This window comes from Sulfitobacter sp. SK011 (assembly GCF_003352065.1).
Taxonomy (GTDB): Bacteria; Pseudomonadota; Alphaproteobacteria; order Rhodobacterales; family Rhodobacteraceae; genus Sulfitobacter.
In genome coordinates, this window is the sequence record NZ_CP025803.1 from 3,534,645 (window position 1) to 3,561,632 (window position 26,988).

Sequence of the window (26,988 nt, forward strand, 5' to 3'; positions counted from 1 at the left end):
AGCATGCGCTGATCCACAGCTATGCGGCCAGTCCACGCCCCTTCAACAGCGCCTCAACCCCCGGCAAGCGGCCCCTGAACGCGACATAAAGTTCTGCTGCATCGCGGCTGCCGCCCGTTGACAGAATGTGCTTTTCCAACGCATCCGCGCGTTCGGGATCGAACGCGCCACCCGCCTCTTCGAAGGCCTCGAATGCATCTGCGTCCATGACCTCTGACCACATATAGCTGTAATATCCGCTGGAATATCCGTCCCCCGCAAATACATGCGCGAACTGTGGGGTGGCGTGTCGCATACGGATCGCATCCGGCATCCCCAATCCATCCAGAACCGCCGTCTGCCTTGCCATTGGATCGTCAGGCGCGGCCCCGTCATGGAAGGCCAGATCAACAAGGGCAGAAGCAACATATTCAACGGTCTGAAATCCCATATCGAAATTCGCGGCCCCCAACACCTTGTCCAGCATGGCGCGCGGCATTGCCTCGCCGGTCCCCGCGTGGGTGGCGAATTCGCTCAATACCTCGGGCACCTCAAGCCAGTGTTCAAAAAGCTGGCTGGGCAGTTCGACAAAATCACGCGCGACTGACGTGCCACTGACACTTTCGTAGGTCACGTTCGACAGCATCTGATGCAGGGCATGACCGAATTCATGAAACAGCGTGCGAGCATCGTCATAGGACAACAATGCCGGATCCGATTTGGCAAAGTTGCAGACATTGATCACCACCGGTGTCTGAACATTGGGAAATTTCGCCTGCGCCCGCATCGCCGAGCACCAAGCGCCAGACCGCTTTGACCCGCGTGCAAAGAAGTCACCGATAAAAACAGCCACATGTTTGCCATCCCGCGTGACATCCCATGCGCGGCAATCCTTGTGGTAAAGCGGCACATCGAGGGGCGCAAATTGCAAGCCAAAAAGGCGCGTGGCACAGGTGAATGCGGCATCAATCATCCGGTCGAGCTGAAAATAAGGTTTCAACGCGGCCTCATCGAGATCATGTTCAATCGTCCGCCGTTTTTGGGCGTAATAGCGCCAGTCCCACGGGGCCAGATCGACGTTAACCCCATCGTCCTGCATCATCTTTGTCAGCACTGCGGCGTCCGCATTGGCCTGCGTTTTGGCAGGCTCCCATACCGACATCAGCAAATTACGAACCGCATCAGGCGTCTTGGCCATTTCCGTTTCCAGCTTGTAGTCCGCAAAACTTGCATAACCCAGAAGCCTGGCACGCTCTTGACGCAGTTTTAGCGTCTCTTTGGCGATAGCGCGATTGTCGGTTTCGCCCCCATTGGCACCCCGCGCCTCCCATGCGCGGAATGCTTTTTCGCGCAGGTCGCGGCGCGGCGAGAATTGCAGGAACGGGACAATCAAGGACCGCGACAAGGTCACCACCGGACCGCCCAATTCCAATTCAGCGCCCGCCGCACGGGCCGCATCCACAACAAAATCCGGCAACCCGATCAAATCATCCTCGGCCAGTGACATGGACCAGGCCCTCTCATCCGCCAATAGGTTCTGCGTAAATTGTGTACCCAGAACCGCGAGCCGCCCTTTGATCTCTTTCATCCGCGCCTCATCGGCACCCGTCAGGGCCGCGCCCGCCCGAACAAAGCCGCGATGCGTCAGCATAAGAACCCGCGCCTGTTCTTCTGTCAGATCAAGCGTTTCACGCGCCTCCCAGACGGCCGACACCCGCGCAAAAAGGGCCTTGTTGCTAGAAATATCAGAAAAATGCGCAGCCAGCTTTGGTGAAAACGCGCGCTGCAAATCCTCGCGCACCGGATTGCTATCGGCCCCAGCCACCGTGAAAAACACGCCCAAGACCTTGTCAAGATCCGTCCCCGCGGCCTCTAACGCTTCGATGGTATTAGCAAAGGTTGGCGCGTCAGGGTTGTCAGAGATCGCGGCGATCTCACCAGTGTGGGCACCCAATGCAGCGTCAAGCGCGGGCGCGAAATCTTCGTCAGAAATGGCGTTGAAAGGGGCCACACCAAACGGCGTTTCCCAATCTTGCAGCAACGGGTTTGTCATGCAGATCTCCTTTGGCCTCAAGCTAAGGGCCAGACCAAAGGGTTGCAATTGGAAGCAGCGAAAATGCCTCAGGTAATTTTTTCAAATCCGCCGAATATCAAGCGCTTGCCATCGAATGGCATTTCGCCAGCCTGCGCCATTTCAGGGTCGCTCATCGCCGCTTGCATGCCTGCGTCCGCTGTGGCCTTGTCAGGCCATGTAATCCAAGCAAAAGCCACGGTTTCATCTGCCTTGCACTTGACCGCCATCGGAAAGGACGTGACTTCGCCGTCCGGGACATCCGCACCCCAGCAATCCACCGCTTCGATCGCGCCGTGTCGTTTGAAAATGGGGGCCATCATCTTGCACATCTTGAAATAGGCGTCCTTGTTCGCCGTGGGCACCGCCGCCACCATGCCATTCACATAAGCCATCTGAAATACCTCGCTCATTTAAAGCTCCGAATATAACACACAAATCCACGGCAAACCTAATCCAGTTTGCTTGCAGGCATCCACCAGTCCAGACTGCCTAATCGTGTCCGCATCTGTGCTCGCATTCAGGCCGGACCAATTTGCAGCCTTGGCCAAGATCAACCGCAATTGCTCAATATCAAATTCGCTCACATGTGGACTTCGGCGCAAACCGGGCAATCCTTGCGCGGTGCAACTGCAATCGTCCGGCTCTCACCATAAAGCGCATCATAAATGACCATCTGCCCGCGCAGGGGCGTGCCAGCACCGATGATCAGTTTCACCGCCTCCATCGCCATCATGGCACCGATGACACCCGGCAGCGGGCCAATCACACCCGCTTCAGCACAGGACGGGGCCAGATGGGGCGCAGGGGCCGTGGGAAAAATACATGCGTAACAGGGGGCATCATGGCGCGGATCAAACACACTCAACTGCCCCTCCCACTGGCTCAGTGCGCCGGATATCAATGGTTTGCCCATCGCAACGCAAGTCCGGTTGACCAGATAGCGCGTGTCAAAATTATCGGTGCCATCAAGTACGAGATCAAAATCAGCGATCAAGTCATCTGCGATCTCGGGCGTCAACCGCCGATGATAGGGATGCACGGTGATAAAGGGGTTCTGCGCCTGCATCTCGGCCTGCGCTGAAAATACCTTGGGCGTGCCGATGGCGCGGTCCTTGTGAATGACCTGCCGTTGCAAGTTCGCATTTTCGACCACATCATCGTCGATGATGCCAATCGTCCCCACCCCCGCTGCCGCGAGATATTGCAGGGCGGGCGCGCCCAAGCCGCCGGCACCAATCACCAGAACACGTGCCTCTTTCAGCGCTTTTTGACCGGCACCTCCGACCTCGCGCAGCACGATGTGTCGGGCGTATCTGTTCAGCTCTGTGTCAGAAAACGTGGCTTTCTGAGCGGGCTCTGGATCTGGTGCCTCGGCCTTGCGTCTCAGCGCGCTTAATATCTGTCGATAGCCCAGAAAAAGCCCGGCAAACCCTGCGAGCAATAACCAAAGTGCCGCACTGCCGCCGGTTGCGACCCGCAAGGGATGCGCCGCAGGAAAGGTAAACTGCACGCCAAGCACGGCCAAAAACAAAAGTGCCAGCATCCCGGCGCGTACACCGCGCGGTGCACCCAGAAACCGGCCGCCAAACCAGATCAACGCAGCAAGAATAATGACGAGCATCATGCGCCGGTTGACCCAAAACCGCCCACGCCCCGCGCCGTATCGTCGAGTTGTTCCACCAAGGCAAACGCAGCCTGAAGAACCGGAGCCATCACCATCTGAGCAATCCGCATTCCATGGGTCACTTCAAACGGGTCGGACCCGGCATTCTGGACAATCACGCCAACCACCCCACGATAATCACTGTCGATGGTGCCGGGACTATTCAGCAAACTGACGCCATGTTTGAGCGCAAGACCGGAACGCGGCCGGATCTGCACTTCGAACCCATCCGGGATCGCCATATGCAGACCGGTTGAGATCAGAGCCCGCGCACCCGACGCGATAACCACAGATCCATGTGGCAGGTTCGCGCAAAGATCAGCACCGGCAGCACCGGGTGTCTCGTACCGGGGAAGGCCCAGAGAACGGTCAGCGTTCTGTGCCCAAGTCAGCTTGATGGTGGTCACTCTATCCCTTCCAAATGCTTCGTAATCTCCGGCAGAGCCTTGAGATCACCTATCCCAATGCCTCAGCAATACGCGCCGCCAACCTTGCTGCGACCGAGTCTTTGCCCATGCGTGGCCAATCCTCAGATCCATCCGCCGAGATCAGGGTCACCGCGTTCTCGCTTCCGCCCATGATGCCCGTTCCGGGCGACACATCATTGGCAACGATCCAATCACATCCCTTGCGTTCACGCTTGGCGGTCGCATTGTCGATCACGTCATTGGTTTCCGCAGCAAATCCAACAACCAGACCGGGTCTGCCTTTTTTCATCTGACTAACCGTTTTCAGGATGTCGGGATTTTCGGCAAACGTAAGAACGGGCAGCCCATCTTTGGATTTCTTCAGCTTGCGGTCACTGGCGCTGCTGATCCGCCAATCCGCAACTGCAGCGGCAAAGACGGCTGCATCCACTGGCAATGCACCCTTCACGGCCTCAAGCATCTCGTGCGCTGTTTTCACTTTGATCACCTGAACCCCATCAGGAGGTGCCACGTCAGCCGGACCAGTCACAAAAACAACATCAGCCCCTAAAGCGGACAGGGCACGACCAATTGCTGTACCTTGCGCACCAGAGGAACGGTTCGCGATATAGCGCACCGGATCAATGGGTTCATGCGTGGGGCCAGAGGTCACCAGAACCTTTCTTCCTTTAAGCGGTCCGTCGGCAAGACGCCCCTCAATCGCCGCAACAATCTCAAGCGGTTCAGACATCCGTCCGGGGCCGTATTCACCGCAAGCCATATCGCCATTGTTGGGACCTACAACAGAAATTCCATCCGACCTCAGGGTTTCCAAATTGCGCTGGGTTGCGGCGTGTTCCCACATCCGAACATTCATCGCCGGCGCCATCAGGACCGGCGTGTCGGTCGCCAGCAGCAAGGTAGACGCCAGATCATTGGCCAGCCCCTGCGCCATTTTGGCCATCAGATCCGCTGTAGCCGGGGCCACAACAACCAGATCTGCAACCCGGCTCAGCTGGATATGGCCCATCTCGGCCTCGTCACCCAGATCAAACAGATCACGGAAGACCTTACACCCGGCCAAAGCGGAGACCGAAAGGGGTGTTACAAATTCTTCTCCCGCCCGCGTCAGGACCGGGGTTACAACAGCACCGCGTTCACGCAACCGTCGGATCAAATCTAGGGATTTGAAAGCCGCAATCCCGCCACCGATGATCAGCAGAATATGTTTTCCCGCCAGCATGATAGGCCCTTTCATGGTCCGCGTATTGCGAGACCATAATGCGGGCGGTACAATTCTGCCAGCCCCCGCGCGCCTCCTGCCCTGGTCACATCAGGAAATGGAATACCTCTTGCGATTGCCCTTCAAGCGACTTGCGCATTTTGGCAAATGCTGCCGCCTCCAACTGACGCACGCGTTCCTTGGAAAGGCTCAACTCTTCTCCAAGGCTTTCCAATGTGCGGGGCTTGTCGAGCAATTTTCGCTCGCGCACGATGAATTGCTCACGTTCATTCAGCGCCTTCATTGCTGTCAGCAGCCAGGCGCGCAATTGTGCAGTGTCGTGGCTCGCTTCAACCTTCTCAGCGGCCTGATCGCTCTCGTCAACCAACGCGTCAATCCATTCGCGGCCCTCGTCCTCGGCCGATTGCGTGGCGTTCAGTGAATAATCAGACCCTGACAGCCGGCCTTCCATCATCTCAACATCGTGCAGGGGCACGCCAATTTCGGTTGAGATCATCTGACGAAGCTGATGGCGGTCAAGCGTCTCGCCGGTTGATGCGGCCTCTCGTTCCAACCTTGCCTGAACCCGGCGCATGTTGAAAAACAGCGATTTCTGTGATGATGTGGATCCCGTCCGTACCATCGACCAGTTGCGCATGACATGATCCTGAATGCTCGCCTTGATCCACCACACGGCATAGGTCGAAAACCGCACGCCACGGTCCGGGTCAAATTTGTCCGCCGCTTTCATCAATCCCAATCCGGCCTCCTGGATCAGGTCATTCATCGGCGCACCATACCGCTTGAATTTCGACGCCATCGAAACGGCCAAACGCATGTAGGCGTTGATCAGGCGGTGTAACGATGCCTCGTCGCGTTGATCACGCCACGCATAAGCCAGCTCCAGCTCCGTATCCGCATCAAGCATCTCTGCTTTCATCGCCGTACGTGTCAGTGAAAAGTCCTGTGCTGTTTGCAAAGTCATCGAAATTTTCCCCTGATCCAGTAGCACATCTTGCGATGTTCTGTTGAGATAGATACGCATCAGACAGGCAAATGGTTCAATTAATGGGTGAAAAAATGTTGCCACGGCGCACTTTCGTTCTAGGCGGGGCGGCCTCGGGCAAATCAGCCTGGGCCGAAGCACTTTTGGAAACATCAGCCTTGCCAATGACTTACATCGCAACAGGCCGCGTGTTTGATGAAGAGGTTCGCGCCCGTGTCGACATCCACCGTGCCCGGCGCGACAATCGCTGGACCACCATCGAGGCACCGCTTGATCTTGGACCTGTATTGGCAGGAATTGATGCGAGTTCTGCGGTGTTGATTGATTGCGCAACGATGTGGTTGAGCAATCATGTGCTGGATGGGTCTGACTTGGGCACTGCGCAAACCGCTTTGATCGACGCCCTGCGCACATGCTCCGCGCCTTGGGTTATGGTGTCAAATGAGGTCGGGCATGGCATCGTGCCCGAAAACGCACTGGCCCGCCATTTTCGCGAGGCGCAGGGGCGTCTGAACATCCTACTCGCTGCCGAGGCTGATTTGGCCGTGCAGGTGATCGCCGGATTGCCTCAGGTCTTGAAAGGGCAGCTAACGTGACGGTATGGCACTGGGTCCGCCACGGCCCCACCCACGAGAAAACCTTTGTCGGATGGCGCGATGTGCCTGCAGATCTGTCTGACACAGCCCAGATAGCGCGCCTGCATGACCATCTGCCAAAAACCGCGCTGCTCATTTCATCGGATCTGATCCGCGCACATGCGACGGCTGATGCCATCGCCCATCCTGATCGCCGGCGTTTGCCCTCTGAGCCTGACCTGCGCGAATTGCACTTTGGTGTCTGGGACGGCATGCGTTTTTCCGATGTGGCGGCCCGTGATCCCGACCTGTCCCGCGCCTATTGGGAAACTCCCGGTGATGTTGCCCCGCCTGATGGTGAAAGCTGGAACCAGGCTGCCGCGCGGGTCAATGCGGTGGTCGATCGTCTGAACAACACACAGCCAGAGGCCCACATCATCGCCGTGGCGCATATTGGTGTCATCCTCACCCAAGTGCAGCGCGCGCTTGGGGTGACAGCCCATCAGACGTTATCGCACACAATCGACAACTTGTCCGTCACCCAACTGCTTCATGACGCCGGGCAATGGTCAGCAGTGCACATCAATCACTGTCCGTGATGGTCCGCAGCACATTTGCGAATTTGAAGTCCCGGTCGTGCTGCCGCTAATCTGCATCCATGACATATGACCTCTTTATCGGCGATCGCACCTTCTCAAGCTGGTCCTTACGTGGCTGGCTGATGTTGGAGAAATTCAATCTGCCCCACCGAACCCATCTGGTTGGCCTTTACAGTGGCACCATGGCAGATGATTTGGCACCGCTCGCACCTGCCTCCCTCGTGCCGGTGCTGCGCACGCCGGAAGGCACGGTTGTTGGCGAAACGCTCGCAATGGCTGAAACGCTTGCCGAACGTCACCCCGACGCGGGCCTCTGGCCACAAGACGCCAGCGCGCGTGCTACCGCCCGTTGGCTTTGTGCCGCCATGGCATCCGGGTTTGGCGCATTGCGGGGTGCATGCCCGATGCAATTGCAACATGTGAACGTTGGTTTTGCTGCCGATGGGGCTGTATTGGCTGATCTCGCTCGCATTGAAACCCTTTGGACACACGCCAGGGCTGAGGCCCGAACCGATGGCCCATGGCTCTTTGGCCGCTACTCTCTTGCCGATGTGTTTTATGCCCCTGTTGCCGCACGGATCGTCGGCTATGACCTGCCTGTGCCGGAAAAAGCGCGGCGCTATTGTGAGACCACGATCAATGATGCTGCGTTCAAAGCGTGGCGCGCTGAGGGGCTGAAGGTGAAATATGATCCTTTCCCTTACAACATCGGAACCGAAACACGCCCTTGGCCGGTGGCATGATCCCTGCCGCAACGATCTGGCAGATAAAAATCTAACTGTTACCGCCCACGTTAATCATTCCTAAACACCCCCTGCCTACCCATTAACCATAAACGGTGAAGGGTCAGACATGGTTTCACGCGCCTATACAGTCGCGTTTCAGGGGGTTGAGGCGCGCATGGTCGAGGTGCAATGCGCCGTGACCGCAGGCTTGCCCGCATTTTCGATTGTCGGTTTACCCGACAAAGCAGTGTCAGAAGCGCGCGACCGCGTGCGCACCGCGTTAACCTCGATGGCGATTGCGCTGCCCTCCAAACGCATCACAATCAACCTAAGCCCTGCCGACCTGCCCAAAGAAGGCAGCCACTTTGACCTGCCAATCGCGCTCGCGCTGTTGGCGGCTCTCGACATCTTGCCAGACGATGTCACTCAAAATGTTGTGGCCCTGGGCGAGCTTTCTCTTGATGGCTCGCTGATTCCGGTGGTCGGTGCCCTGCCCGCCGCGATGGCTGCTGCCGAACATAACCGCAGCCTGCTTTGTCCTGCCGCTTCGGGTGCTGAGGCCGCATGGGTTGGCAGCGCGCAGGTGATCGCCGCTGCCAGCCTTGGCGATGTGGTGCGTCATTATACAGGCCAGGTCCCTCTAAGCCCCGCTGAGCCGGGCGAAGTGTCCAACCCGCCGCACGCCCGTGATTTGCGCGATGTCAAAGGTCAGGAACGCGCCAAGCGCGCGCTGGAAATAGCCGCCGCCGGGCGGCACCATCTGATGTTTGTCGGCACGCCAGGGTCAGGAAAAAGCATGTTGGCCGCGCGCCTGCCTTCCATCCTGCCCCCCCTTACCGCATCTGAGGCGTTAAGCACCTCCATGATCCATTCGCTGGCTGGGCTTTTGGACGAGGGGGGCATTTCGCGCGCCCGCCCGTTCCGGGAACCCCACCACACCGCGTCAATGGCCGCAATCATCGGAGGCGGCCGGCAAGCCAAACCGGGCGAGGTGTCGCTGGCCCATAACGGCGTCCTGTTCATGGATGAATTTCCTGAATTCCCCCGCGCCGTTCTGGAGACTCTGCGCCAGCCCATCGAAACCGGCGAAGTGATGATCGCCCGCGCCAATGCGCATGTGAAATACCCCTGCAAATTCATGCTGGTGGCTGCGGCCAACCCGTGCAAATGCGGATATCTTTCTGACCCGGCCCGCGCCTGCGCCCGCGTTCCCCAATGCGGCGAGGATTACATGGGCCGCATTTCCGGGCCGCTGATGGACCGATTTGACCTGCGGGTCGATGTGCCACCTGTGGCGTTTACCGATCTGGATCTACCGCCAAACGGCGACACATCAGCGCAGGTTGCGGCGCGCGTTGCGCAAGCCCGTGACGTTCAGCAAGCCCGATTTGAGGGGCACACTGGCATGACGGTAAATGCGGACGCCGAAGGCGATATGTTGGAAGAAATCGCATCCCCCGACAGCGAGGCGCGCGCGTTGCTGACCAAAGTGGCCGACCGCTTTCATCTCTCCGCACGTGGCTATCACCGGGTGATCCGTGTGGCCCGGACCATCGCCGATCTTGAAGGCGCAGAAACGGTGCGCCGACCTCATATCGCCGAGGCGGTCAGCTTTCGCCTGGCCGGTCCCGTTGTTGCCTGATCCACGCCGCCAGACTGTCCAAACTCTCTTTCGCTTCCGGCAGAATATTGTGAAAGATCGGCCAGACATGCGGCAGATCATGCTGTTCGACCAAGGTCACCTCGACGCCGTCCCGCTGGCAAACCTGAGCCAGGCTAAGGGCGTCGTCATGCAGTATTTCAGTGTCACCAACAGTGATCCAGATCGGCGGCGCGCCCTCAAACTTCCCAAAAACAGGGCTGACCCTTGGATCTTCTGGCGGGTGCTGCATCAAGAACATCTGTCCCATGCGGTCCGCTCTCTTCGCGGGCAGCACCACGTCACAATCCGCATTTTTTTGGAAACTTTCGCCGCTGTGTGTCATGTCTGTGAGCGGCGAAAACCCAAAGACCACCCCGGGCAGTGCCGCACCTTTTGCACATAAATCAGCCAGCAATCCAAACGCCAGCGCCCCACCTGCACTGTCCCCGCCTATCACGATGTCCCGCGGCGCTGTGCCAGCTGCGACCAAAGCGTTCCAGGCGGTCAATGCGTCGTCGGGGGCGGCGGGAAACGGGGCTTCTGGGGCAAGACGGTATTGGGGCAAAATCGCACGGGCACCCAAACGATACGCCAGTTGCGCCACCATTGCCGCATGGGTGCGCGGGCTGCCAAAAGTAAATCCACCGCCATGGAAATACAAAATTGTCAGGGGTTCGGCGGCAACGTACTTTGGCACAATCTCAAGCGCTGGCAGATGAGCCAATTTCGTCCACCGCTGCGTGGTTCCGCGTGGCGCATGAAACAAAAGCTTGGCCTGAAATTCCAAGGCCCTGCGCAACGGTTCAGGTGTTTGCGCGCGTACCATGCGGGGTTTTTCAACCCGGCGCAGCCACCCATTCAGAAGGTACCGCTGGAGGCTCATGCAAGTTTGCTCTCGATCGCCTCCCAAATCTTGCCGGCAATATTTTCACCGTTGAACCTTTCAAGTTCCTGAATGCCGGTCGGTGATGTCACGTTGATCTCGGTAAGGTAGTCGCCAATCACATCAATCCCGACAAACACCTGCCCCTTTTCCTTGAGCAACGGTCCGATTGCTGTGCAAATCTCCAGATCGCGATCCGTCAGGCCGACTTTTTCTGGCCGCCCACCGACATGCATATTCGAACGCGTCTCGCCCTCCGCAGGGACGCGGTTGATCGCGCCCACCGCGACACCGTCGACAAGGATGACGCGTTTATCGCCTTTTGAGACAGCAGGCAAAAACTTCTGCACGATCAACGGCTCGCGCGAAAACCCCGTAAAAAGCTCATGCAGCGATGACAGATTGCGATCATTGGCATCCAACCGGAAAACCCCTGCACCCCCGTTGCCATAAAGCGGCTTCAGGATAACATCGCCATGTTTGGCCTTGAACGCCTTGATGGTGATCAGATCGCGGGCGATGGTTGTCGGCGGCGTCAGGTCGGGAAAGTCCAGCACCATGAGTTTTTCAGGATAATTGCGCACCCAGAACGGGTCGTTGACGACCAGCGTTGTCTTTTTGAGCCGATCCAACAGGTGCGTTGAAGTAATGTAGTGCATGTCAAAGGGCGGGTCCTGACGCAGCCACACCACATCAAAAGTCCCCAGATCCACTTCGCGTTCTGGCCCAAGTTGCGCGTGATTGCCCTGCACCCGCTGCACGGTGAAATCATGCCCGCGTGCGGTGATCCGCCCCTCTTGATAGGCCAGATGATCCGGCGTGTAAAAGAACAGTTCATGACCGCGCGCCTGTGCTTCTTCTGCGAGGCGAAAACTGCTGTCGGCGTTGATATTAACGTCCCCAATGGGGTCCATCTGAAAGGCGATTTTCATGGGGTGCTCCGTGCTGCTTGCCCCTTTAGATGGCCCAGCAAAGGCAAGGACGCAATGGGTCAGCCGTGGCCAAACGCGTTTTCGATGATATGCGTCGCGCCGGTTCCGTCAACCAGGGCCACATCAAAACGCACGTTTGTCAGGCTCCCGTTTGGTTCCTGTGCCAGATATTCTTCGGCAGAGCGATAGATCCGCTGCATCTGTCGCGCCCCAAGGCTTTCAGCGGCGTGACTGAAGTTGCGGCTTTGTTTCACCTCGACAAAAATCAGGCCGGACCCATCGCGAATGACCAGATCGATTTCCCCCGATTTACCGCGCCAACGGCGCCGGGCCACGGCAAATCCCCGGCGTTCATAATCCTGCGCAATTCGGTTTTCTGCCGCCAAACCTGCGTGAAAAGCCGCCTTGCCCCGGTGATGCTTTTCGCCGGTGGCCATGTTTCCTAATCCTTACTTAAGGCCAAAGCCGCCTGATAGACCTGTCTGCGCGGCAGACCATGGGCTTGCGCCACAAGGTCAACCGCATCCCGCATCGACATATCATTCAATGCGCGCGTTAGATCAGACAATAGGTCATCTTCCTTAACACTTTCCGAATGGCCCCGATCAATCAAGACAACCACTTCGCCTTTGGGTGCGTGTTTCGCAAAGTTCTCGGCCAAATTCTCAAGTGTGTCGCGTTGCACTTCTTCGAATTTCTTGGTCAATTCGCGGCACATTGCGGCTTTCCGCTCCGGACCCAGCACCGCCGCTGCATCCCGCAACATCGCCCCCAGGCGCTTTGGCGATTCGTAAAAGACCAGCGTGCCGGGAATGTCGCGCAACTTTTCAAGTTCGGCACAGCGCGCCGCCTTGGCATTAGGTAAAAACCCGGCAAAGAAAAACGCGTCCGTGGGCAACCCGCCCAAGGCCAGCGCCGTCAGAACAGCCGAAGGTCCCGGCGCGCAGGTCATCATCAACCCGGCCTGCGCCACCGCACGGGCCAGTTCAAACCCCGGGTCCGCGATCAAGGGCATCCCCGCCTCTGACGCATAGGCGACCGATTTACCGCTCCGAATGGCGCTGAGCAAACGGTCCTGGGTTGCGGTGCTGCTGTGATCATGCAGCGCAATGATGCGCCGATCCGCCAAAGGCACACCGTGAATGTCCATCAACCGACGCAGGCTGCGTGTGTCCTCAGCCGCCAACACCTCGGCCGACGCGAGCACATCAAGCGCGCGCAGCGTGATATCGCGTGCAGAGCCAATCGGAACGCCAACAAAATACAAACCCGGCGCGAGTACGCTCTTTTGATAATTCACGCTGGACCCCCCTTTCGCACTCTCTATGATCACGCCAATGTTAAGTGGCAAGCAATTGCCATCCTATCACTAGGGGAGTGAGTTCACGATGATTGCCTTTTTCCAAGCCCGCCGCAAGAAGCTGCGGCTTTTGATGTTACCGCTGTTTGCCATGATCCTTGCTGCCTGTGATCCGATTGCCCTTGACGGGGTGACCAATATTGGCGGCCCAAAGATTGACACCGCGGCACCGGTGCCTGTGGCCCTTCTTGTCCCGCGCGGCGGATCGGGTAGCGATAACCTGCTTGCGCAAAACCTTGAAAATGCAGCACGTCTGGCGATGCGCGACCTTGACGGCGTCCAGATTGATCTGCGGGTTTATGCAACTGCAGGCCAGGCAAGCACCGCCGCAAGTGCTGCGGCACAAGCCGTGAACGAAGGTGCAAAGATTATCATCGGGCCAGTCTATGGTGAGGCTGCCAATGCCGCTGGTCTTGCCGTCGCATCGCAAGGCGTTAACGTTTTGTCGTTCTCGAACAACCCGACAATCGCTGGCGGAAATGTCTATGTCCTTGGGCCAACTTTTGAAAACACTGCCAATCGTTTGGTAGGTTTCGCCAAACGCAATGGCAAAGACCGCATCGTGATTTTGCATGCGCAGGACGTCGCCGGACAATTGGGTCGCAATGCCATCCAACAGGCAATCTCGGCCAATGGTGCGACTTTGGCAGGAAGCGTTGACTATTCGCTCAGTCAGGAATCGGTGATTGCCGCGGTCCCGCGCGTCAAGGCTGCCGTGAGCAGTTCAGGTGCAAACGCGGTTTTCCTGACAACCTCATCTGCCAGCGCGCTGCCGCTTTTTGCACAGCTTCTGCCAGAAGCGGGTTTGCCGGTCGCCACGACGCAATACATCGGCCTGACGCGGTGGGATATCCCGCCACAAACCCTCGCCCTGCCCGGTGTGCAGGGCGGATGGTTTGCCCTGCCTGACCCCGGTGCGACAGGAGCGTTTGCACAAAAATACTCGGCTGCCTATGGCGGCGCTCCACATCCGCTGGCCGGGCTTGCATTTGACGGCATTGCTGCAGTGGGGGCGCTGGTGAAATCTGGCAAATCCTCTGCACTTACCGGCGCATCGCTGACCCAGGGTGCAGGTTTCCGCGGGGCCAGCGGTATTTTCCGCCTGCGCAACAACGGCACCAATGAACGGGGGCTTGCAGTTGCAACGATCCGCAACAATGGCGTTGTCGTTCTTGAAGGTGCACCGCAGGGCTTTGGCGGCGCTGGGTTCTGAATTGAGCACTCATAAAACGTTAGAAACATCCTCAGGCGCGGTTGATCAGCCGCGCCTGATTTGCGCGCCAGAGATGATTTTTGACACAAGCGCGATTACGACCGCATTAAAGGAAGCCTGCACCGATCGCGATCCCACAGCGCTGCGCGCCTGCGCCGTAAGCATTTTGAGCGCCGCGCAAAAGGAAGGCCGGGCCAGGATCGCAGAGGGCTTTGCCGCATCCCCGTTTGACGCACGCCCCATGACCCGTGCCTACACCTACCTGACAGATAACCTGGTAAAGTCGGCGCTTTTTGTAGCTGCTGAACTGCTGCATCCCAAGCCGAACCCGACAGAAAGCGAGCGTTTGTCGGTGATCGCAGTAGGTGGATATGGACGCGGCGAAATGGCACCGTTTTCGGATGTCGATCTGCTGTTTCTGATCCCCTACAAAGCAACAGCATGGTCCGAAAGCGTCATCGAAAGCATGCTTTATATCTTATGGGATCTAAAGCTAAAGGTGGGCCACGCCACCCGAACCAGTCGCGATTGCATCCGCCTTGGATCCGAAGATTTCACCATCCAGACCGCCCTTTTGGAACATCGGTTCATCACCGGTGACAAAGCTCTGGCCACGAACCTGAAAAAAGCACTGAAGAAGGACCTTTTTTCCGGATCGGGAAGTGACTTTATCGAGGCCAAACTGGAAGAACGTGATCGCCGGCACATAAAACAAGGCGAACGGTATGTGGTTGAACCGAATGTGAAAGAAGGCAAAGGCGGCCTGCGTGATTTGCATTCGCTTTTCTGGATTTCCAAGTTCATTCATAAAGTGGATAAGATTGCCGATCTTGTGGCCAAGGGGGTTTTCCGGGCCGATGAGTTTGAAACCTTTAAGGCGGCAGAAGACTTCCTTTGGGCTGTGCGCGGGCATCTACACCTGCTGACGGGTCGCGCCACCGAACAGCTGACCTTTGATATGCAGGTTCAGGTTGCGGCGGCCATGGGGTTCGAAGACACGCAAGGGCGGCGCGGCGTCGAGGTTTTCATGCAAAGCTATTTTCGCCATGCCACAGCTGTCGGCGATCTGACCCGCATATTTCTGACCAGCCTTGAGGCCATGCATGTCAAGGCTGAGCCGCTGCTGGAGCGCATATTTCGGCGCCGTCCCAAAATCCGTGCGGGGTTTGAAGTCGTTCACAACCGGATTGCCATTTCGGACAAAACGGCCTTTCTATCTGATAAGCTGAACCTGCTCCGCATCTTTGAAGAAGCATTGCGGACCGGCATGTTGATCCACCCGGACGCGATGCGCCTCATCAAAGGCAACCTGCATCTGATCGACGACACCATGCGCACGGAACCTGAGGCCCAGCGCATTTTTCAGGATTTGCTTCTAAAACATGGCAACCCGGAACGCGCCTTGCGCCGGATGAACGAATTGGGTGTGCTTTCCGCGTTCATCCCTGAATTTGAGCCCATCGTGGCGATGATGCAGTTCAATATGTACCATAGCTATACGGTCGACGAGCACACCATCCAGTGCATTGCCAACCTTGCCCGGATTGAGAAAAGCGAACTTGAGGAAGAGCTGCCCGTTGCCTCTTCGATCTTGAAAAAAGGCGTAAACCGCAAGGTTCTTTATATCGCTTTGCTTTTGCATGACATCGGCAAGGGCCGGCCAGAGGACCATTCGATTCTGGGGGCCAAAATGGTTCGCAAAATTGCCCCGCGATTGGGATTGAAACAGGATGAAGTGGATACCGCAGAATGGTTGGTGCGCTATCATTTGTTGATGTCCGACATGGCCCAGAAACGCGACATTGCCGACCCGCGCACCGTGCGTGATTTTGCAAAAGCCGTACAGACGGTGAAACGGCTGGACCTGCTTTGTGTGCTGACGGTCTGTGACATTCGCGGTGTGGGTCCGAACACGTGGAACAACTGGAAGGCCGTTCTGATCCGCGCACTCTATCGTCAAACCGAACGCGCCCTTGAGAAGGGCCTTGAGGATCTTAATCGCGAAAACCGGGGCAATGAGGCCAAGAAGGCACTGCGTACTGCATTAAAGGATTGGCCCCGCAAGGCGCTGCAAATCGAAACGGCGCGGCATTACAATCCCTATTGGCAGGGCCTGCATGTCACGGCCCATGTCGCCTTTGCCGAACTGCTGCGTGACATCGGACATGACGATGTGCGCATCGACCTGCACCCGGACGAAGACCGCGATGCCACCCGCGCCTGTTTTGTGATGGCCGATCACCCCGGCATCTTCTCACGACTTGCGGGTGCCTTGGCACTGGTGGGGGCCAATGTGGTGGACGCGCGCAGTTATACCACCAAGGACGGCTTTGTGACGGACGCCTTCTGGATACAGGATGCCGACGGCAACGCCTACGAATCCGCCCGCCTGCCCCGCCTGCGCCAGATGATCGCCAAGACCCTGCGCGGTGAAGTTGTCGCGCGCGACGCGCTCAAATCCCGCGACAAGGTCAAGAAGCGAGAAAAGGCGTTCAAGGTACCGACCCATATCACCTTCGACAATGAAGGATCCGAGATCTACACCATCATCGAGGTCGACACCCGCGACCGCCCTGGCCTGCTTTATGATTTGACCCGCGCCATGGCTGCCTCGAACGTCTATATCGCCAACGCCGTGATCGCGACCTACGGCGAACAGGTGGTAGATACGTTTTATGTGAAGGACATGTTTGGGTTGAAGTATTATTCTCAGAGCAAGCAAAACACGCTTGAGAAACGATTGCGACAGGCGATAGTGGAAGGCGTTGAACGGGCCGAGGGATAACTTTGATCGCGATATTGCTTGGCCATAGCGATGTTCTGACGGCGTTTCAAGGCTTTGGACAGTTAAACCGTAAACGCCAGCGCGCTCCAGTTACAGGCGATTCAGATCGTAATGCTTGTGAAGGTGAACCGTTTTCAAGCAAGCCCAGCATTCACAACGTTTTCGGGAACATTGTTGAATAAACGTCAGAATACTAAAAATTTTCATAATTTATCTAAGAATAGTGGCGGAGACGAAGTCCGAAAGTTGTTTTATTTCAATAATTTAAGACCTTGATATTGCGAGAAATATATTTCTGAAGTGTTGCATTTAGTGCAGCAAAATGTGCAGCAAAAAGTAGTAAAGATCGTGATCTTGTAACATTCAAGCCAGAGAAACATTGTCTGGTAATGGACCGATCACCTTCAATGTGGGCCAAACCAGCCATTTAACCGTATCGCAGCAAACGTCGGCTCTGAGCCCACTTTGCCAAATGCTGCGCGATGCACGAATGGCCGCTAGCGGTCTCAAAACGTTTTGTCAGCCGCTCACGCAGCAGCCAACAGGGCCCGTCCGATTTTCTCGACATGCACACAGTCCGTGCCGCAACACCCGCCAAAGACATTCATTTTTGGATGGGCTGCCCGGATACCGGCGTACTGGGACGCCAGTTCATCCGGGTTGCCCTCTTCGAGGTGGCCCAACTGGCACAGGGTGCCGTGATCCAGCGATGACGCGTTGGCCCGCAGCCCGCGGATGCGGTCTGTCCAGGGCTCGCTGGTAAGTGCGGGGCCAAAATCGACCGGGTGCGAGCAGTTGATCATGTAATAGGCCGGTGCGTTCGAGGTTGCGGCGTCGACCGTTTCAATCGCTTGTTTCAACGTCTCACCACTGCGAAGTTTGCGGCCTTTCTCGATCGTGAAGGCGATCACCGACGGCAACCCGGCCTTGGCCGATGCCCTTGCGATGCCGATGGCCTCGTTCGTTGTGTTCAGGGTCAGCGCGGTCACGATATCGACGCCTGCGTCCTTGAACGTCGCGATCTGCTCCGTGTGGTAGGTCTCGGCACCCTCGGCGGTCAGGTCGTGGTTCGTCTTGTAGGCGTCGCCCTTGGGCCCGATGCACCCGCTAAGCACGGTATCCTCGGCCATCAGCCCGGCTTCAGCGGCGCATTCACGGTAGAGATCAAAGCATTTGTGGTTCATGTCCGAAAGACCCTGCGTGGAATACCCAAGCAACGCCCCCCAGTCCCGGCTGGCACGGTATGTCAGGCTGTCAAAAATGAAGGGCGTTCCAAGCTGCGCGGCTATATTGGCGAAGGCGGTGTAATACTCCCGCAATGCCCCGACCGCGCGTTCGTCATTTAGCAGGTGAAAGGCGCTGAATTCCGGAAGCTCGAAACCGCGCTTGTACATAAGCCAGGTTTCGGTTCCGCCGTCGGTCAGGAAAATCTTGTCGGTCTGGTGCGGCAGTTGGGGGCGTGGTCGTGACATATCGTGCTCCTGTCGGATTATTTGCGTGGGTCTCTAGGAAGTGATGCGCCGGTCCTATGTCGCCGGGGCGATATTCTGATTGAAGCAAAACCGGTTTTGCGGATCGTATTTGGTCTTCACTTCAACAAGCCGATCATAATTGGGGCCAAAGCTTGTCCGTGTCAGGGCCGCGTTATCCTCACCATGTCCCGTGAAATTAAGATAAGCGCGCCCATGATGACCGAAGCGTTCGGAATTGGACCAGCCTTCGCGAGACCAGGCAATGTTTGCCTCGTCGTCGTTGGGGTCGGCCCAGACGCCATCCAGTGAATACATCCATCCCATCGATCGGTCGCCAAACGCGGTGGCGTCTGCTGCTACTTTCGCAGTCGCTCCACCAAAGTTCCAAAGCGATGAGAGTGAGTTGTCCGAAGGCGCGGCCATTGCGTTGGCCATGGCAATGTCAATCATCTCATCTGTCAGTTCTGTCAGATAGCGCGCTTTCCAGTAGCAGCGAAAATCTCCGGCAGGCATGAGAGTGTCGAAGAGTTGTTGCACATCGCAATAATTCAATCGCCCGGAAAAATCGGTCGACATGTCGCCAAGCTCGCGAAGGGGCTGAAGAAGCGTTTCACCTATCGCGGCGTCACCGTTGTACACGCAAGCCAGCGTAAAGACCCGCTTGCCCCAATGTTCCTCGGGGAAATCCTCGCCCCCTGCAGTGGAAAATTCGCAAAGCGATCCAACTCTATCGCCATGTTTGGCGAGAAAGTCGCGCCATGCGCGAATGGGTTCGGGGCCGTCTTCGACGAGGTAGATTGGGGCTGCGAACATAACTTCCGGACCAATGGGATGCAGCGCGAATTCGAACTGGACCACGACACCGAAGTTGCCGCCCCCACCTTGCAAGGCCCAAAGCAATTCGGGGTTTTCGTCAGCACTTGTGTGGATCAACGAACCGTCGGCGGTGACCACGTCCGCGGCAACCAGATTGTCGATCGACAATCCATGCAGCGCGCGCAACCAACCAATGCCACCCGAAAGCGTCAGGCCCGCGACGCCAGTGTCGGAAATCAGACCACCGGGCGTGGCCAGACCATGAGCCTGCGTCGCGGCATCGACATCACGCCACAACGCGCCGCCTTCCACCTTTGCAGCCCGCGCAGAGACATCGACCGTCACTCCGCGCATAAGCGACAGGTCGATCATCACGCCGCCGTCACAGACCGCATGCCCCGCAACATTGTGTCCGCCGCCACGAATAGCAATGGGCAGGTCACGGGCAACCGCGAGCTTGACGGCGGTCTGCACGTCGCCAGCAGACATGCATTGAGCGATCAGCGCCGGGCGGCGATCTATCATGGCGTTCCAAACACCCCGCGTACCATCAAATCGCGGGTCTTCGGGGTCAATCATCTCGCCACCAAAATCGAGTGACAGCGTTTCTAAAGTGTTTCTAAAGTCATCCATCCTGTGCTTCCCTTTCAAAACTTGCTCTCATGCTATGCGAACACATCGGCTTGGCAGAGTGGCATTATGGCCAAGCACAAGGCATACTGGACATGTGAGCATGGCAAATCCGCCAGGATCGTGCCTAATTGGACAAGGATCAATCATGACCGAAACCAAAAAGCCCCTGATCGTGTTACTCGCCGCACCAGAAACATCGGCATCCGTTCTCTATGGATTATACGATGTCTTGCTCTCCGTGGGCGCTGTCTATTCTGACATGGTCTCAGGATCGCCAGGTGACGAACTGTTGGACATCAAGATTGCGTCGGCCGACGGAAAACCGTTTCATTGTATTGGCAATATTCCGGTTGAACCGCACATGTCGGCTGACAATCAAGCGACGCCTGATGCCGTTGTCATTTGCGACATGTACACGTCGATCTACGATGTCCCGAAAGGCCGATACCCGCGGGAAATTTCCTGGTTGCGAAAGATGCACACGGATGGGGCTATGCTTACGTCGGTCTGTTCAGGATCGCTCCTTCTTGCAGAAGCCGGGTTTCTGGACGGGCAAGAGGCGACAGCGCATTGGGCGTACCGAGATATGTTTCAACGTCATTATCCAAAAGTCGCCTTTCGCAATGAATCGATCTTGTGTTTGGCAGCCCAAGCAGATCGCATTGTTACGGCAGGCGGGGTCAGCGCGTGGCATGATTTGGCTGTCTACCTGATCGCCAGGTTCTGCGGATACAAACATGCGATTGAAACCGCGAAAGTTTTTCTTATCAGCGGCCACTCTGAAGGCCAGTCACCATACTCCGTCATGACCCGCCCAATGGAAACCTCGGATGCGCAAATCTCTGACTGCCAAGTCTGGATTGCCGACAACTACGCCCTCACTAAGCCGGTCAAACAAATGGTCGCGCGATCCGGCCTGAACCCTCGTACCTTTTCACGCCGGTTTCGCTCTGCAACTGGCTTTGCGCCCATCGAATACGTGCAGGCACTTAGAATAGAAGAAGCCAAGCAGATGCTTGAAACTGATGTGCATTCTGTGGATGAAGTTGGCGGTTCAGTTGGTTACGTAGACCCTGCCTCGTTTCGTCGGACCTTCAAACGAAGCGTCGGTCTGTCACCGGCAGCCTACCGAAAGAAGTTTCAACGCATTTCGCAGATCGCCAAGCCAATTGCCGTGGGATAACGTTGAGGTCTTCGCGAAGCGGACGTTGGCGCAGTTGCAGCGAATGTCTCTAGAGTCCGCATCTGACGAGTTCATGTGCCGGGCAGCGGAAGTCGGCAAACCCCCGGAACCAGTTAATCGTGCTAAACGAAGCGAAGGTTCCCGCAGAGCCCAAATAGACATCACAGCAAACGGGCTTGCCGGGCATTAAACGATTACGTTTAATAGTGGGGCCACAGCGCGGGCGGGGTCCAAGGGAGATCTTCATTATGCCGACTACATTGCGCATGTTCGTTCCTGCGGCGATCCGGGCTGTCATGGACCGCCTCACGCCGCGCTTAGAAGCCGAGACAGGCGTGCGGCTCATACAAGAGGTTGAGCTTAACCCACTGATACCGAAACGGATCAGAGCTGGTGAGCCTTATGACATTGGCCTGACCAATCCACCTTATGCGAAGGCCTTGATCGTTGACGGATTTGCAGACGGCGACAGCCACCGTGCATTCGGGCGTGTCTCACTTGCGGTTGCGCGCAAGGGCGTGGCGAATGGCCAAATAATAGCGGACTCACATGGTATCGAAGCGCTTCTCCGCAGCGCAAAAAGCATAGCCTATACAGGCGCTGGGACGAGCGGACGCACCTATCTGGATGTGATGGAGCGCATGGGACTGACTGACTCCGTCTTGCCGCAAAGTTATGCGGTGGCTGGGGGCGTGCCCGCGGTGACGGTCGCGACTGGCGAATACGAGCTTGCAATTGCCCCTCTCACAACAGTGATTGCCACGCCCGGAGTCGTTCCCGCAGCCGTGTTCCCGGAACACCTTGGGACACATATAGACATGTCGGTATTTCGGACCGCCGCATCACCAACAGCCGCGGCAACAGTGATTGACATCCTAACCGATCACGATCTCGACGATGAACTCGCTGCGGCGGGAATTGCGCGTTTTCAACTGATCTGATTGCGTTTTGGGCTTCCGGCAAAATTGCGCACTGATAGGAGAGGCCTGTAAGTCCGCATCGTCCGCATCTGACCAGTTCAGGCGGATTGTAGCGAAAGCCGGCAAACCCTGGAACCCGTCACTCGTGAAACACGCAGCGAATGTTATCGAAGAGCCCAACCTACTGAATGCTGCGTCATACTCAGATGTCGCCTTTGGTGACATACCTTTCAGGTATGCGTCTGTTCCTGCTATTGTGTGGGTCAGGAGGGATGTTTCTATGAGTAGAATTGCATTCGAAATGCGGGACCAGATGGATGACATGTCGGAAGCCGATTTCGAAGACACCATGGGCTTGAGTAAATCTGAATTCCGCGACTACCTAAGATCGGCTGCAGACCAAGAGGATAAGTGCCTTGCGCAAGAGGGCGAACCTGCACCCAATTTTGCCGCTCACACTCTGAACGCCGAAGGAAGTATCTCTTCCGGACTTCTGGACCTTTCCGATCTTCGTGGCGCTCCTGTCTCGCTGATATTTGGGTGCTACACATGCCCGGTTTTCCGTCGCCAATCAGATAGGATGAAGCAACTGATTGAGCACTACGGTGGACGGGTTCAGTTCGTTTTTGTCTATGTGTTGGAGGCGCATCCAACAGATGGATGGAACACTGATTCAAACAGAGCGACCGGAGTAATGTATGCCCAGACCATCAATTTGGAGGACCGTGCCAAAGTAGCCAATGACTGGCGAAGCGCATACGAATTCGAGAATCCGGTTGTGCTTGATTGGCCAGACAATCGAATAAACGCGGATTATGCTGGAGAACCAGAACGGCTTTATGTGCTGGACGGTGACGGCATCGTGACGTTCAAATCGGAACAGGGGCCATACTACGATAGCCATCTCGAGGACTGGGCCGCCGCCCTAGAAAATGTCGTCCGCTCAAATTAGGCAAACTTGCATCCGCGAAGTCCCTGGGTCTCAATATTCACAGACGGCCAATTTGCCTCACCAACCCGGAACCAGCCATTGGTATGACCAAGTCGCATGGCCGTTTCGTCCGCACACCCGCCGCTCGATGCAAACCGGCGTGACGCACCGCCGCAGGTCTGGTTTGAGCCCAGAGTGACCAGTGCTGCGGAATAAACAAACGGCAGCACACCACGGAAAACCGACGTTGGTGCGTTTCGCGAAACCGATATACTGCCCGCATCGGCACTTAACTTGGGGCTCAATTTCAGCGATAGCCACTCTTGGCCAAGAGCCAGCAATCCTACCAAGGCATAATCCCATGAAACTCTTTTCGTGCGACAACATCGTGCGCCATGGTTGCTAAGGTTGTGAGATCGAATATCGGGAGCCGTAGTTCCCTTTGCAGCCGCGCCGCATAGGGCGGGAGATCGGTGCATTCCAGTACCATTGACCGGATTTCAGGAGAGTTCCGTTTTAGCGTCAGTGCTGCGTCAAATACTTCGGATTCTATCAAATCCAAGTCCATAGACGTTCGTTCGTTTCTCAGAATTACCTGTGCAAATTCTGAGGTGTTCTCCAAGCCTTGAATGACAACCGGAACATCCCCAGCACCGACCGCTTTGAGATGAGCATTGCTCAATGCTGCTTTATCTGCGGTCAGGATTCCAACTGGTGCGCTACCACCAGTCATGTGAAATGCCAGTGGCACCTGAATGAGGCTAGAGGAAAAAACAGGAATATTTACGGCAGCGGCCAACTCGCGTTGAAACAGCGCAAGGAATCCACAGCTTCCGGTAATGGCGCGCACGCCTTCACGTTCGAGCTTTCTGGCACCGACCAAGAAGGGCTCCAACAGCTCTCGCGAAGGGTTGTTCAGTAAGTCAGGAACAGTGACACCCTCGATCATCTCATAGAGGACGGGAAACGAAAGGCTTGAGGGGTTTTTGATATGGCCGGGTGGCTTTGGAAAATAACTTTCAAGGCAAAGTACGCCTATGGAGGCACCACATATATTCTGACCGCCCGCATGGGTTACCATTTTGAAACTCTCCACTAATGTTTAAAAACGCTGAATACTATATGGCGCAAGATCAATATTTGGCGGCACACCTGCAACAAGATCGGCCAACAGCTCACCGGTCTTGGGTGCCATCATTAACCCATAATGAGAATGACCGAACGCAGCAAAAAGCCCCGGTTGCCCTGCGATAGGGCCAAGCGCCGGCAGGCTGTCGGGAAATGAAGGACGTCGGCCCAGCCAGAATTTCATGTCACTGTCATTCAAATCCGGAAACATGGCGAGCGCTTGTTTGGCAAGCAGGGTTTTCTTACGCGGATCCGCAGCGTCGTCGATGGCTGCAAACTCCGAACTACCGGCAACCCGCAGACCAATTTCCATTGAACTTGCAACGATTTTAGCGTCCACATCCATAATGGAGTTGTTCAGTTGTAACTGGGAATTCGGGAATTCCACATGGTAACCACGTTCCGCGACCAACGGGATATTAAGTCCCAAAGGCTTTAAGATCGCGGCACTCCAAACTCCTGCCGCGAGAATGATCTTTTGCGCCTTAAGTGTGCTACCGTGCGTCGCAAGCGTCCAGCCGTCCGCATCTTTGGTCAAACTGGTGACCTCGGCTCGAATGATTTCCGCGCCCTGTGCCGCCGCTTTTTCGGCCAAAACCTGACCTAAGCGTCCCGGCGCACTTGCACGTGCTTGGCCTTTGATCAACACAGCCGCTTTGAAATTCCGAGAGAGAGCCGGTTCCAGCCGTTGCAGTTCTTGTTGACCAATGAGCTCCAGTTCCGCACCCTTTTCCTTGCGAATGGTATTCCCAAGATCTCCCAAGCTGGCCCGCCGCGCATTGCGAAAGGCGTGAACATACCAGCTGTCAACGACAAGGTTTTCGTGACCGGTGCCTTCGAGGTGGCGGCGAAACAACGTGACAGAGGGCTGACACAATACTTCCATTGCGTCGGATATATCGTGAACTGTTGCTTCGTTTGAGTTGGAGAGAAACCTCAAACCCCATGGAATCATTTTTGGCCAAAATGACGGACGGATCGTCAAGGGACCGGCTGCGTTTAGCAACATGCCGGGAATGGACTTCCAAATGCCCGGTAAGGCCTGCGGCACAACGGACCAGGGCGAAATAATACCCGCGTTGCCAAAGGATGTCTCTTGCCCCGGCTCTCCACGGTCAATCAAGCGAACGTTTACGCCGCGTTCTTGCAACGATAGTGCGCAGCAGATGCCAACAATGCCCGCGCCCAGAATGGTGACAGTTTCTTTCATCCGTTTTACGCGGGTTTCAGCTTGGAACGGCGGGCCATCATTTGCGTCACGATAACGGGCGATGCAATGAGTAGCGCGACTGTCTGACGTCAGCACCCGCGGGACAGATTTGAGGGTTTGAATAAGGGAGGATTTCTGGTTCATCTTATCGATTAGGAGATCGAGATGACGAAGAAAGCCCAGACGTCCAAAGACGCTGCCGACAAGGTAGTTAAGAACATCCGCCGTAAGACCCGGCAGACATATTCAGCTGAAGAGAAGATCCGCATTGTATTGGCAGGCTTGCGCGGCGAGGAAAGCATCTCGGTGCTGTGTCGCCGCGAAGGTATCGCTGAGAGCCTTTATTACAGCTGGTCGAAGGAATTTCTCGAAGCTGGCAAGCGCCGGTTATCTGGCGACACGGCACGGCAGGCCACATCGCCTGAGGTAAAGGATTTGCGTTCTGAGTCCTTGGCCCTGAAAGAATGCGTTGCCGATCTGACCCTTGAGAACCGTCTGCTCAAAAAAAGCATGACAGGGGCTGGGGAGTTCGAGGAATGAGATACCCTGCGTCTGAGAAACTGGAGATCATCCGCACCGTTGAGGGATCGCATCTGCCAGTCAAGCAGACCCTCGACATGCTGGGCATCCCACGCACGACATTCTATCGATGGTACGATCTCTATGTCGACGGCGGCCTGGATGGACTGGCTGACAGATCTCCACGCCCAAGATCGGTCTGGAACCGCATCCCGGATGCCCGCCGTGGCGACCTGATTGAGTTTGCGCTGGAACATGAAGAGCTGACCACCCGGGAACTGGCCGTCAAATACACGGATGAGAAGCGGTATTTTATATCTGAATCGTCAGCTTATCGCATTCTCAAAGCTGCTGATCTCATCACCGCACCGGATTACGTGGTGATCAAAGCGGCCGATGAGTTCAAAGATAAGACAACGGCCATCAACGAGATGTGGCAGACCGACTTCACCTACTTCAAGATCATTGGCTGGGGTTGGTATTATCTCAGCACGATCCTGGACGATTACAGCCGCTACATCATCGCCTGGAAGCTCTGCACAAATATGCGGGCCGAAGATGTGACAGACACGATTGAACTGGCTCTGACAGCATCAGGCTGCGACCAGGCTGTTGTGCGGCACAAGCCACGTCTGCTTAGCGACAACGGCTCATGCTACATCTCAGGCGATCTGACCAAGTGGTTGGAGGATCAAAAAATGACGCATGTCCGCGGCGCGCCATTCCACCCGCAGACCCAAGGCAAGATCGAACGCTGGCACCAGACCATGAAGAACAGGGTTCTGCTGGAGAACTACTACCTACCCGGTGATCTCGAACGCCAAATCGGGGCCTTCGTCGAATACTACAACAACCAGCGTTACCACGAGAGCCTGAACAACGTCACACCCGCAGACGTCTACTTCGGTCGCGACAAAGCCATTCTCAGGGAAAGGAAGAAGATCAAGAAACAGACAATCCAACAACGTCGCTTGCAACATCAAAAACAAGCAGCATAATCAATCACACAAACGAGCCAGAGCCTCCAATGCTCAAGCCGCTCTGATGTTCCATTTTATATGAAGACGGACAATTCATGTTGCTATGCAGGGTTAGGTTCTTGTTCTGCGCA

The 26,988-nt window shown here is 56.4% G+C and carries 25 protein-coding genes; 10 read left to right on the forward strand and 15 right to left on the reverse strand.

Translation table 11 applies throughout. The features are described 5' to 3' along the window. Positions 1-19 precede the first annotated feature (19 nt). The 6 genes from C1J02_RS17330 to C1J02_RS17355 form a co-directional block, all read right to left on the reverse strand. A complete protein-coding gene (locus C1J02_RS17330; protein ID WP_114879696.1) occupies positions 20-2,032 on the reverse strand; it encodes a M3 family metallopeptidase in 2,013 nt (670 codons plus the stop codon). Between the two features lie 68 nt (positions 2,033-2,100). Then, entirely contained in the window at positions 2,101-2,445 is a 345-nt protein-coding gene (locus tag C1J02_RS17335; protein WP_114880684.1) for a DUF1428 domain-containing protein, read from the reverse strand. 188 nt (positions 2,446-2,633) lie between these two features. Next, positions 2,634-3,677, reverse strand: a complete 1,044-nt coding sequence (locus C1J02_RS17340; protein WP_114879697.1) for a molybdopterin-synthase adenylyltransferase MoeB — start codon at positions 3,675-3,677, stop codon at positions 2,634-2,636. Continuing rightward, a complete protein-coding gene (gene dut / locus C1J02_RS17345) occupies positions 3,674-4,123 on the reverse strand; it encodes a dUTP diphosphatase (RefSeq protein ID WP_114879698.1) in 450 nt (149 codons plus the stop codon). Before dut ends, C1J02_RS17340 begins: the two co-directional genes overlap by 4 nt. Before the next feature lie 49 nt (positions 4,124-4,172). Beyond that, positions 4,173-5,366, reverse strand: coding sequence for a bifunctional phosphopantothenoylcysteine decarboxylase/phosphopantothenate--cysteine ligase CoaBC (gene coaBC / locus C1J02_RS17350; protein WP_114880685.1), 1,194 nt, complete (start codon positions 5,364-5,366; stop codon positions 4,173-4,175). Between the two features lie 85 nt (positions 5,367-5,451). After that, on the reverse strand, positions 5,452-6,330 hold the full coding sequence (locus C1J02_RS17355) for an RNA polymerase factor sigma-32 (protein WP_114880686.1): 879 nt from the start codon (positions 6,328-6,330) through the stop codon (positions 5,452-5,454). Positions 6,331-6,413: 83 nt separating this feature from the next. On the opposite strand from C1J02_RS17355, the gene cobU reads away from it, so the two are divergent. The 4 genes from cobU to C1J02_RS17375 all read left to right on the forward strand — a co-directional run bounded on the left by cobU (position 6,414) and on the right by C1J02_RS17375 (position 9,892). After that, positions 6,414-6,947 carry a bifunctional adenosylcobinamide kinase/adenosylcobinamide-phosphate guanylyltransferase gene (gene cobU / locus C1J02_RS17360; protein WP_254693146.1) on the forward strand — a complete coding sequence of 178 codons (534 nt, stop codon included), beginning with the start codon at positions 6,414-6,416 and terminating at the stop codon, positions 6,945-6,947. Further along, positions 6,944-7,525, forward strand: a complete 582-nt coding sequence (locus C1J02_RS17365; protein ID WP_114879699.1) for a histidine phosphatase family protein — start codon at positions 6,944-6,946, stop codon at positions 7,523-7,525. The genes cobU and C1J02_RS17365 overlap by 4 nt, the downstream gene beginning before the upstream one ends. A gap of 59 nt (positions 7,526-7,584) precedes the next feature. Next, positions 7,585-8,268, forward strand: coding sequence for a glutathione S-transferase (locus C1J02_RS17370; protein WP_114879700.1), 684 nt, complete (start codon positions 7,585-7,587; stop codon positions 8,266-8,268). 109 nt (positions 8,269-8,377) lie between these two features. Then, a complete protein-coding gene (locus C1J02_RS17375; protein ID WP_114879701.1) occupies positions 8,378-9,892 on the forward strand; it encodes a YifB family Mg chelatase-like AAA ATPase in 1,515 nt (504 codons plus the stop codon). On the opposite strand, the gene C1J02_RS17380 is transcribed toward C1J02_RS17375, so the two are convergent. From C1J02_RS17380 to rsmI, 4 genes are read right to left on the reverse strand one after another with little or no spacing between them, the layout of a single operon-like run. Continuing rightward, complete coding sequence (locus tag C1J02_RS17380) at positions 9,858-10,775, reverse strand: alpha/beta hydrolase fold domain-containing protein (RefSeq protein ID WP_114879702.1); 918 nt, start codon at positions 10,773-10,775, stop codon at positions 9,858-9,860. The genes C1J02_RS17375 and C1J02_RS17380 overlap by 35 nt on opposite strands. Continuing rightward, positions 10,772-11,707 (reverse strand): glutathione synthase, encoded by a 936-nt coding sequence (gene gshB / locus C1J02_RS17385; RefSeq protein ID WP_114879703.1) that lies wholly within the window; start codon positions 11,705-11,707, stop codon positions 10,772-10,774. Before gshB ends, C1J02_RS17380 begins: the two co-directional genes overlap by 4 nt. A gap of 59 nt (positions 11,708-11,766) precedes the next feature. Beyond that, entirely contained in the window at positions 11,767-12,144 is a 378-nt protein-coding gene (locus C1J02_RS17390) for a YraN family protein (protein WP_114879704.1), read from the reverse strand. A gap of 5 nt (positions 12,145-12,149) precedes the next feature. Continuing rightward, the gene (gene rsmI / locus C1J02_RS17395; RefSeq protein WP_114879705.1) at positions 12,150-13,007 is read right to left on the reverse strand and encodes a 16S rRNA (cytidine(1402)-2'-O)-methyltransferase; all 858 of its coding nucleotides are present in this window, start codon (positions 13,005-13,007) and stop codon (positions 12,150-12,152) included. An 88-nt stretch (positions 13,008-13,095) separates the two neighbouring features. On the opposite strand from rsmI, the gene C1J02_RS17400 reads away from it, so the two are divergent. Further along, entirely contained in the window at positions 13,096-14,280 is a 1,185-nt protein-coding gene (locus C1J02_RS17400) for a penicillin-binding protein activator (RefSeq protein ID WP_114879706.1), read from the forward strand. Between the two features lie 73 nt (positions 14,281-14,353). After that, on the forward strand, positions 14,354-17,065 hold the full coding sequence (locus C1J02_RS17405; protein ID WP_205389929.1) for a [protein-PII] uridylyltransferase: 2,712 nt from the start codon (positions 14,354-14,356) through the stop codon (positions 17,063-17,065). 527 nt (positions 17,066-17,592) lie between these two features. Here C1J02_RS17405 and C1J02_RS17410 read toward each other — a convergent pair. Beyond that, on the reverse strand, positions 17,593-18,537 hold the full coding sequence (locus C1J02_RS17410) for a homocysteine S-methyltransferase family protein (protein WP_114879708.1): 945 nt from the start codon (positions 18,535-18,537) through the stop codon (positions 17,593-17,595). Between the two features lie 54 nt (positions 18,538-18,591). After that, a complete protein-coding gene (locus tag C1J02_RS17415) occupies positions 18,592-19,986 on the reverse strand; it encodes an FAD-binding oxidoreductase (RefSeq protein WP_114879709.1) in 1,395 nt (464 codons plus the stop codon). A gap of 145 nt (positions 19,987-20,131) precedes the next feature. Here C1J02_RS17415 and C1J02_RS20960 point away from each other — a divergent pair, with 145 nt between their 5' ends. The 3 genes from C1J02_RS20960 to C1J02_RS17435 all read left to right on the forward strand — a co-directional run bounded on the left by C1J02_RS20960 (position 20,132) and on the right by C1J02_RS17435 (position 23,041). Next, entirely contained in the window at positions 20,132-21,169 is a 1,038-nt protein-coding gene (locus tag C1J02_RS20960; protein ID WP_162798366.1) for a GlxA family transcriptional regulator, read from the forward strand. Between the two features lie 248 nt (positions 21,170-21,417). Continuing rightward, positions 21,418-22,110 (forward strand): substrate-binding domain-containing protein, encoded by a 693-nt coding sequence (locus C1J02_RS17430; protein ID WP_114878152.1) that lies wholly within the window; start codon positions 21,418-21,420, stop codon positions 22,108-22,110. Between the two features lie 235 nt (positions 22,111-22,345). After that, entirely contained in the window at positions 22,346-23,041 is a 696-nt protein-coding gene (locus C1J02_RS17435; protein ID WP_302622764.1) for a deiodinase-like protein, read from the forward strand. On the opposite strand, the gene C1J02_RS17440 is transcribed toward C1J02_RS17435, so the two are convergent. The 3 genes from C1J02_RS17440 to C1J02_RS17450 are packed head-to-tail and all read right to left on the reverse strand — an operon-like array spanning position 23,038 to position 25,358. After that, positions 23,038-23,370 carry a hypothetical protein gene (locus C1J02_RS17440; protein ID WP_162798367.1) on the reverse strand — a complete coding sequence of 111 codons (333 nt, stop codon included), beginning with the start codon at positions 23,368-23,370 and terminating at the stop codon, positions 23,038-23,040. The genes C1J02_RS17435 and C1J02_RS17440 overlap by 4 nt on opposite strands. Then, the gene (locus C1J02_RS17445; protein ID WP_114879711.1) at positions 23,364-24,101 is read right to left on the reverse strand and encodes an aspartate/glutamate racemase family protein; all 738 of its coding nucleotides are present in this window, start codon (positions 24,099-24,101) and stop codon (positions 23,364-23,366) included. Before C1J02_RS17445 ends, C1J02_RS17440 begins: the two co-directional genes overlap by 7 nt. 21 nt (positions 24,102-24,122) lie before the next feature. Continuing rightward, positions 24,123-25,358, reverse strand: coding sequence for an FAD-binding oxidoreductase (locus C1J02_RS17450; RefSeq protein ID WP_114880689.1), 1,236 nt, complete (start codon positions 25,356-25,358; stop codon positions 24,123-24,125). A gap of 165 nt (positions 25,359-25,523) precedes the next feature. Between C1J02_RS17450 and C1J02_RS17455 the strand changes: the two genes are divergently transcribed. Next, a protein-coding gene (locus tag C1J02_RS17455; protein WP_114877554.1) for an IS3 family transposase occupies positions 25,524-26,875 on the forward strand; the annotation gives its coding sequence in 2 pieces (ribosomal slippage) (positions 25,524-25,860 and positions 25,860-26,875; 1,353 coding nt in all). Positions 26,876-26,988 lie beyond the last annotated feature (113 nt).

What these genes read in the sequence shown, in the direction of transcription:
- C1J02_RS17330 (WP_114879696.1), bottom strand. Translation starts at nt 2,032, where the DNA reads ATGACAAACCCGTTGCTGCAAGATTGGGAAACGCCGTTTGGTGTGGCC.
- C1J02_RS17335 (WP_114880684.1), bottom strand. Translation starts at nt 2,445, where the DNA reads ATGGCTTATGTGAATGGCATGGTGGCGGCGGTGCCCACGGCGAACAAG.
- C1J02_RS17340 (WP_114879697.1), bottom strand. Translation starts at nt 3,677, where the DNA reads ATGATGCTCGTCATTATTCTTGCTGCGTTGATCTGGTTTGGCGGCCGG.
- coaBC (WP_114880685.1), bottom strand. Translation starts at nt 5,366, where the DNA reads ATGCTGGCGGGAAAACATATTCTGCTGATCATCGGTGGCGGGATTGCG.
- C1J02_RS17355 (WP_114880686.1), bottom strand. Translation starts at nt 6,330, where the DNA reads ATGACTTTGCAAACAGCACAGGACTTTTCACTGACACGTACGGCGATG.
- cobU (WP_254693146.1), top strand. Translation starts at nt 6,414, where the DNA reads ATGGGTGAAAAAATGTTGCCACGGCGCACTTTCGTTCTAGGCGGGGCG.
- C1J02_RS17370 (WP_114879700.1), top strand. Translation starts at nt 7,585, where the DNA reads ATGACATATGACCTCTTTATCGGCGATCGCACCTTCTCAAGCTGGTCC.
- C1J02_RS17375 (WP_114879701.1), top strand. Translation starts at nt 8,378, where the DNA reads ATGGTTTCACGCGCCTATACAGTCGCGTTTCAGGGGGTTGAGGCGCGC.
- C1J02_RS17380 (WP_114879702.1), bottom strand. Translation starts at nt 10,775, where the DNA reads ATGAGCCTCCAGCGGTACCTTCTGAATGGGTGGCTGCGCCGGGTTGAA.
- gshB (WP_114879703.1), bottom strand. Translation starts at nt 11,707, where the DNA reads ATGAAAATCGCCTTTCAGATGGACCCCATTGGGGACGTTAATATCAAC.
- C1J02_RS17390 (WP_114879704.1), bottom strand. Translation starts at nt 12,144, where the DNA reads ATGGCCACCGGCGAAAAGCATCACCGGGGCAAGGCGGCTTTTCACGCA.
- C1J02_RS17400 (WP_114879706.1), top strand. Translation starts at nt 13,096, where the DNA reads ATGATTGCCTTTTTCCAAGCCCGCCGCAAGAAGCTGCGGCTTTTGATG.
- C1J02_RS17405 (WP_205389929.1), top strand. Translation starts at nt 14,354, where the DNA reads ATGATTTTTGACACAAGCGCGATTACGACCGCATTAAAGGAAGCCTGC.
- C1J02_RS17410 (WP_114879708.1), bottom strand. Translation starts at nt 18,537, where the DNA reads ATGTCACGACCACGCCCCCAACTGCCGCACCAGACCGACAAGATTTTC.
- C1J02_RS17415 (WP_114879709.1), bottom strand. Translation starts at nt 19,986, where the DNA reads ATGGATGACTTTAGAAACACTTTAGAAACGCTGTCACTCGATTTTGGT.
- C1J02_RS20960 (WP_162798366.1), top strand. Translation starts at nt 20,132, where the DNA reads ATGACCGAAACCAAAAAGCCCCTGATCGTGTTACTCGCCGCACCAGAA.
- C1J02_RS17430 (WP_114878152.1), top strand. Translation starts at nt 21,418, where the DNA reads ATGCCGACTACATTGCGCATGTTCGTTCCTGCGGCGATCCGGGCTGTC.
- C1J02_RS17445 (WP_114879711.1), bottom strand. Translation starts at nt 24,101, where the DNA reads ATGGTAACCCATGCGGGCGGTCAGAATATATGTGGTGCCTCCATAGGC.
- C1J02_RS17450 (WP_114880689.1), bottom strand. Translation starts at nt 25,358, where the DNA reads ATGAAAGAAACTGTCACCATTCTGGGCGCGGGCATTGTTGGCATCTGC.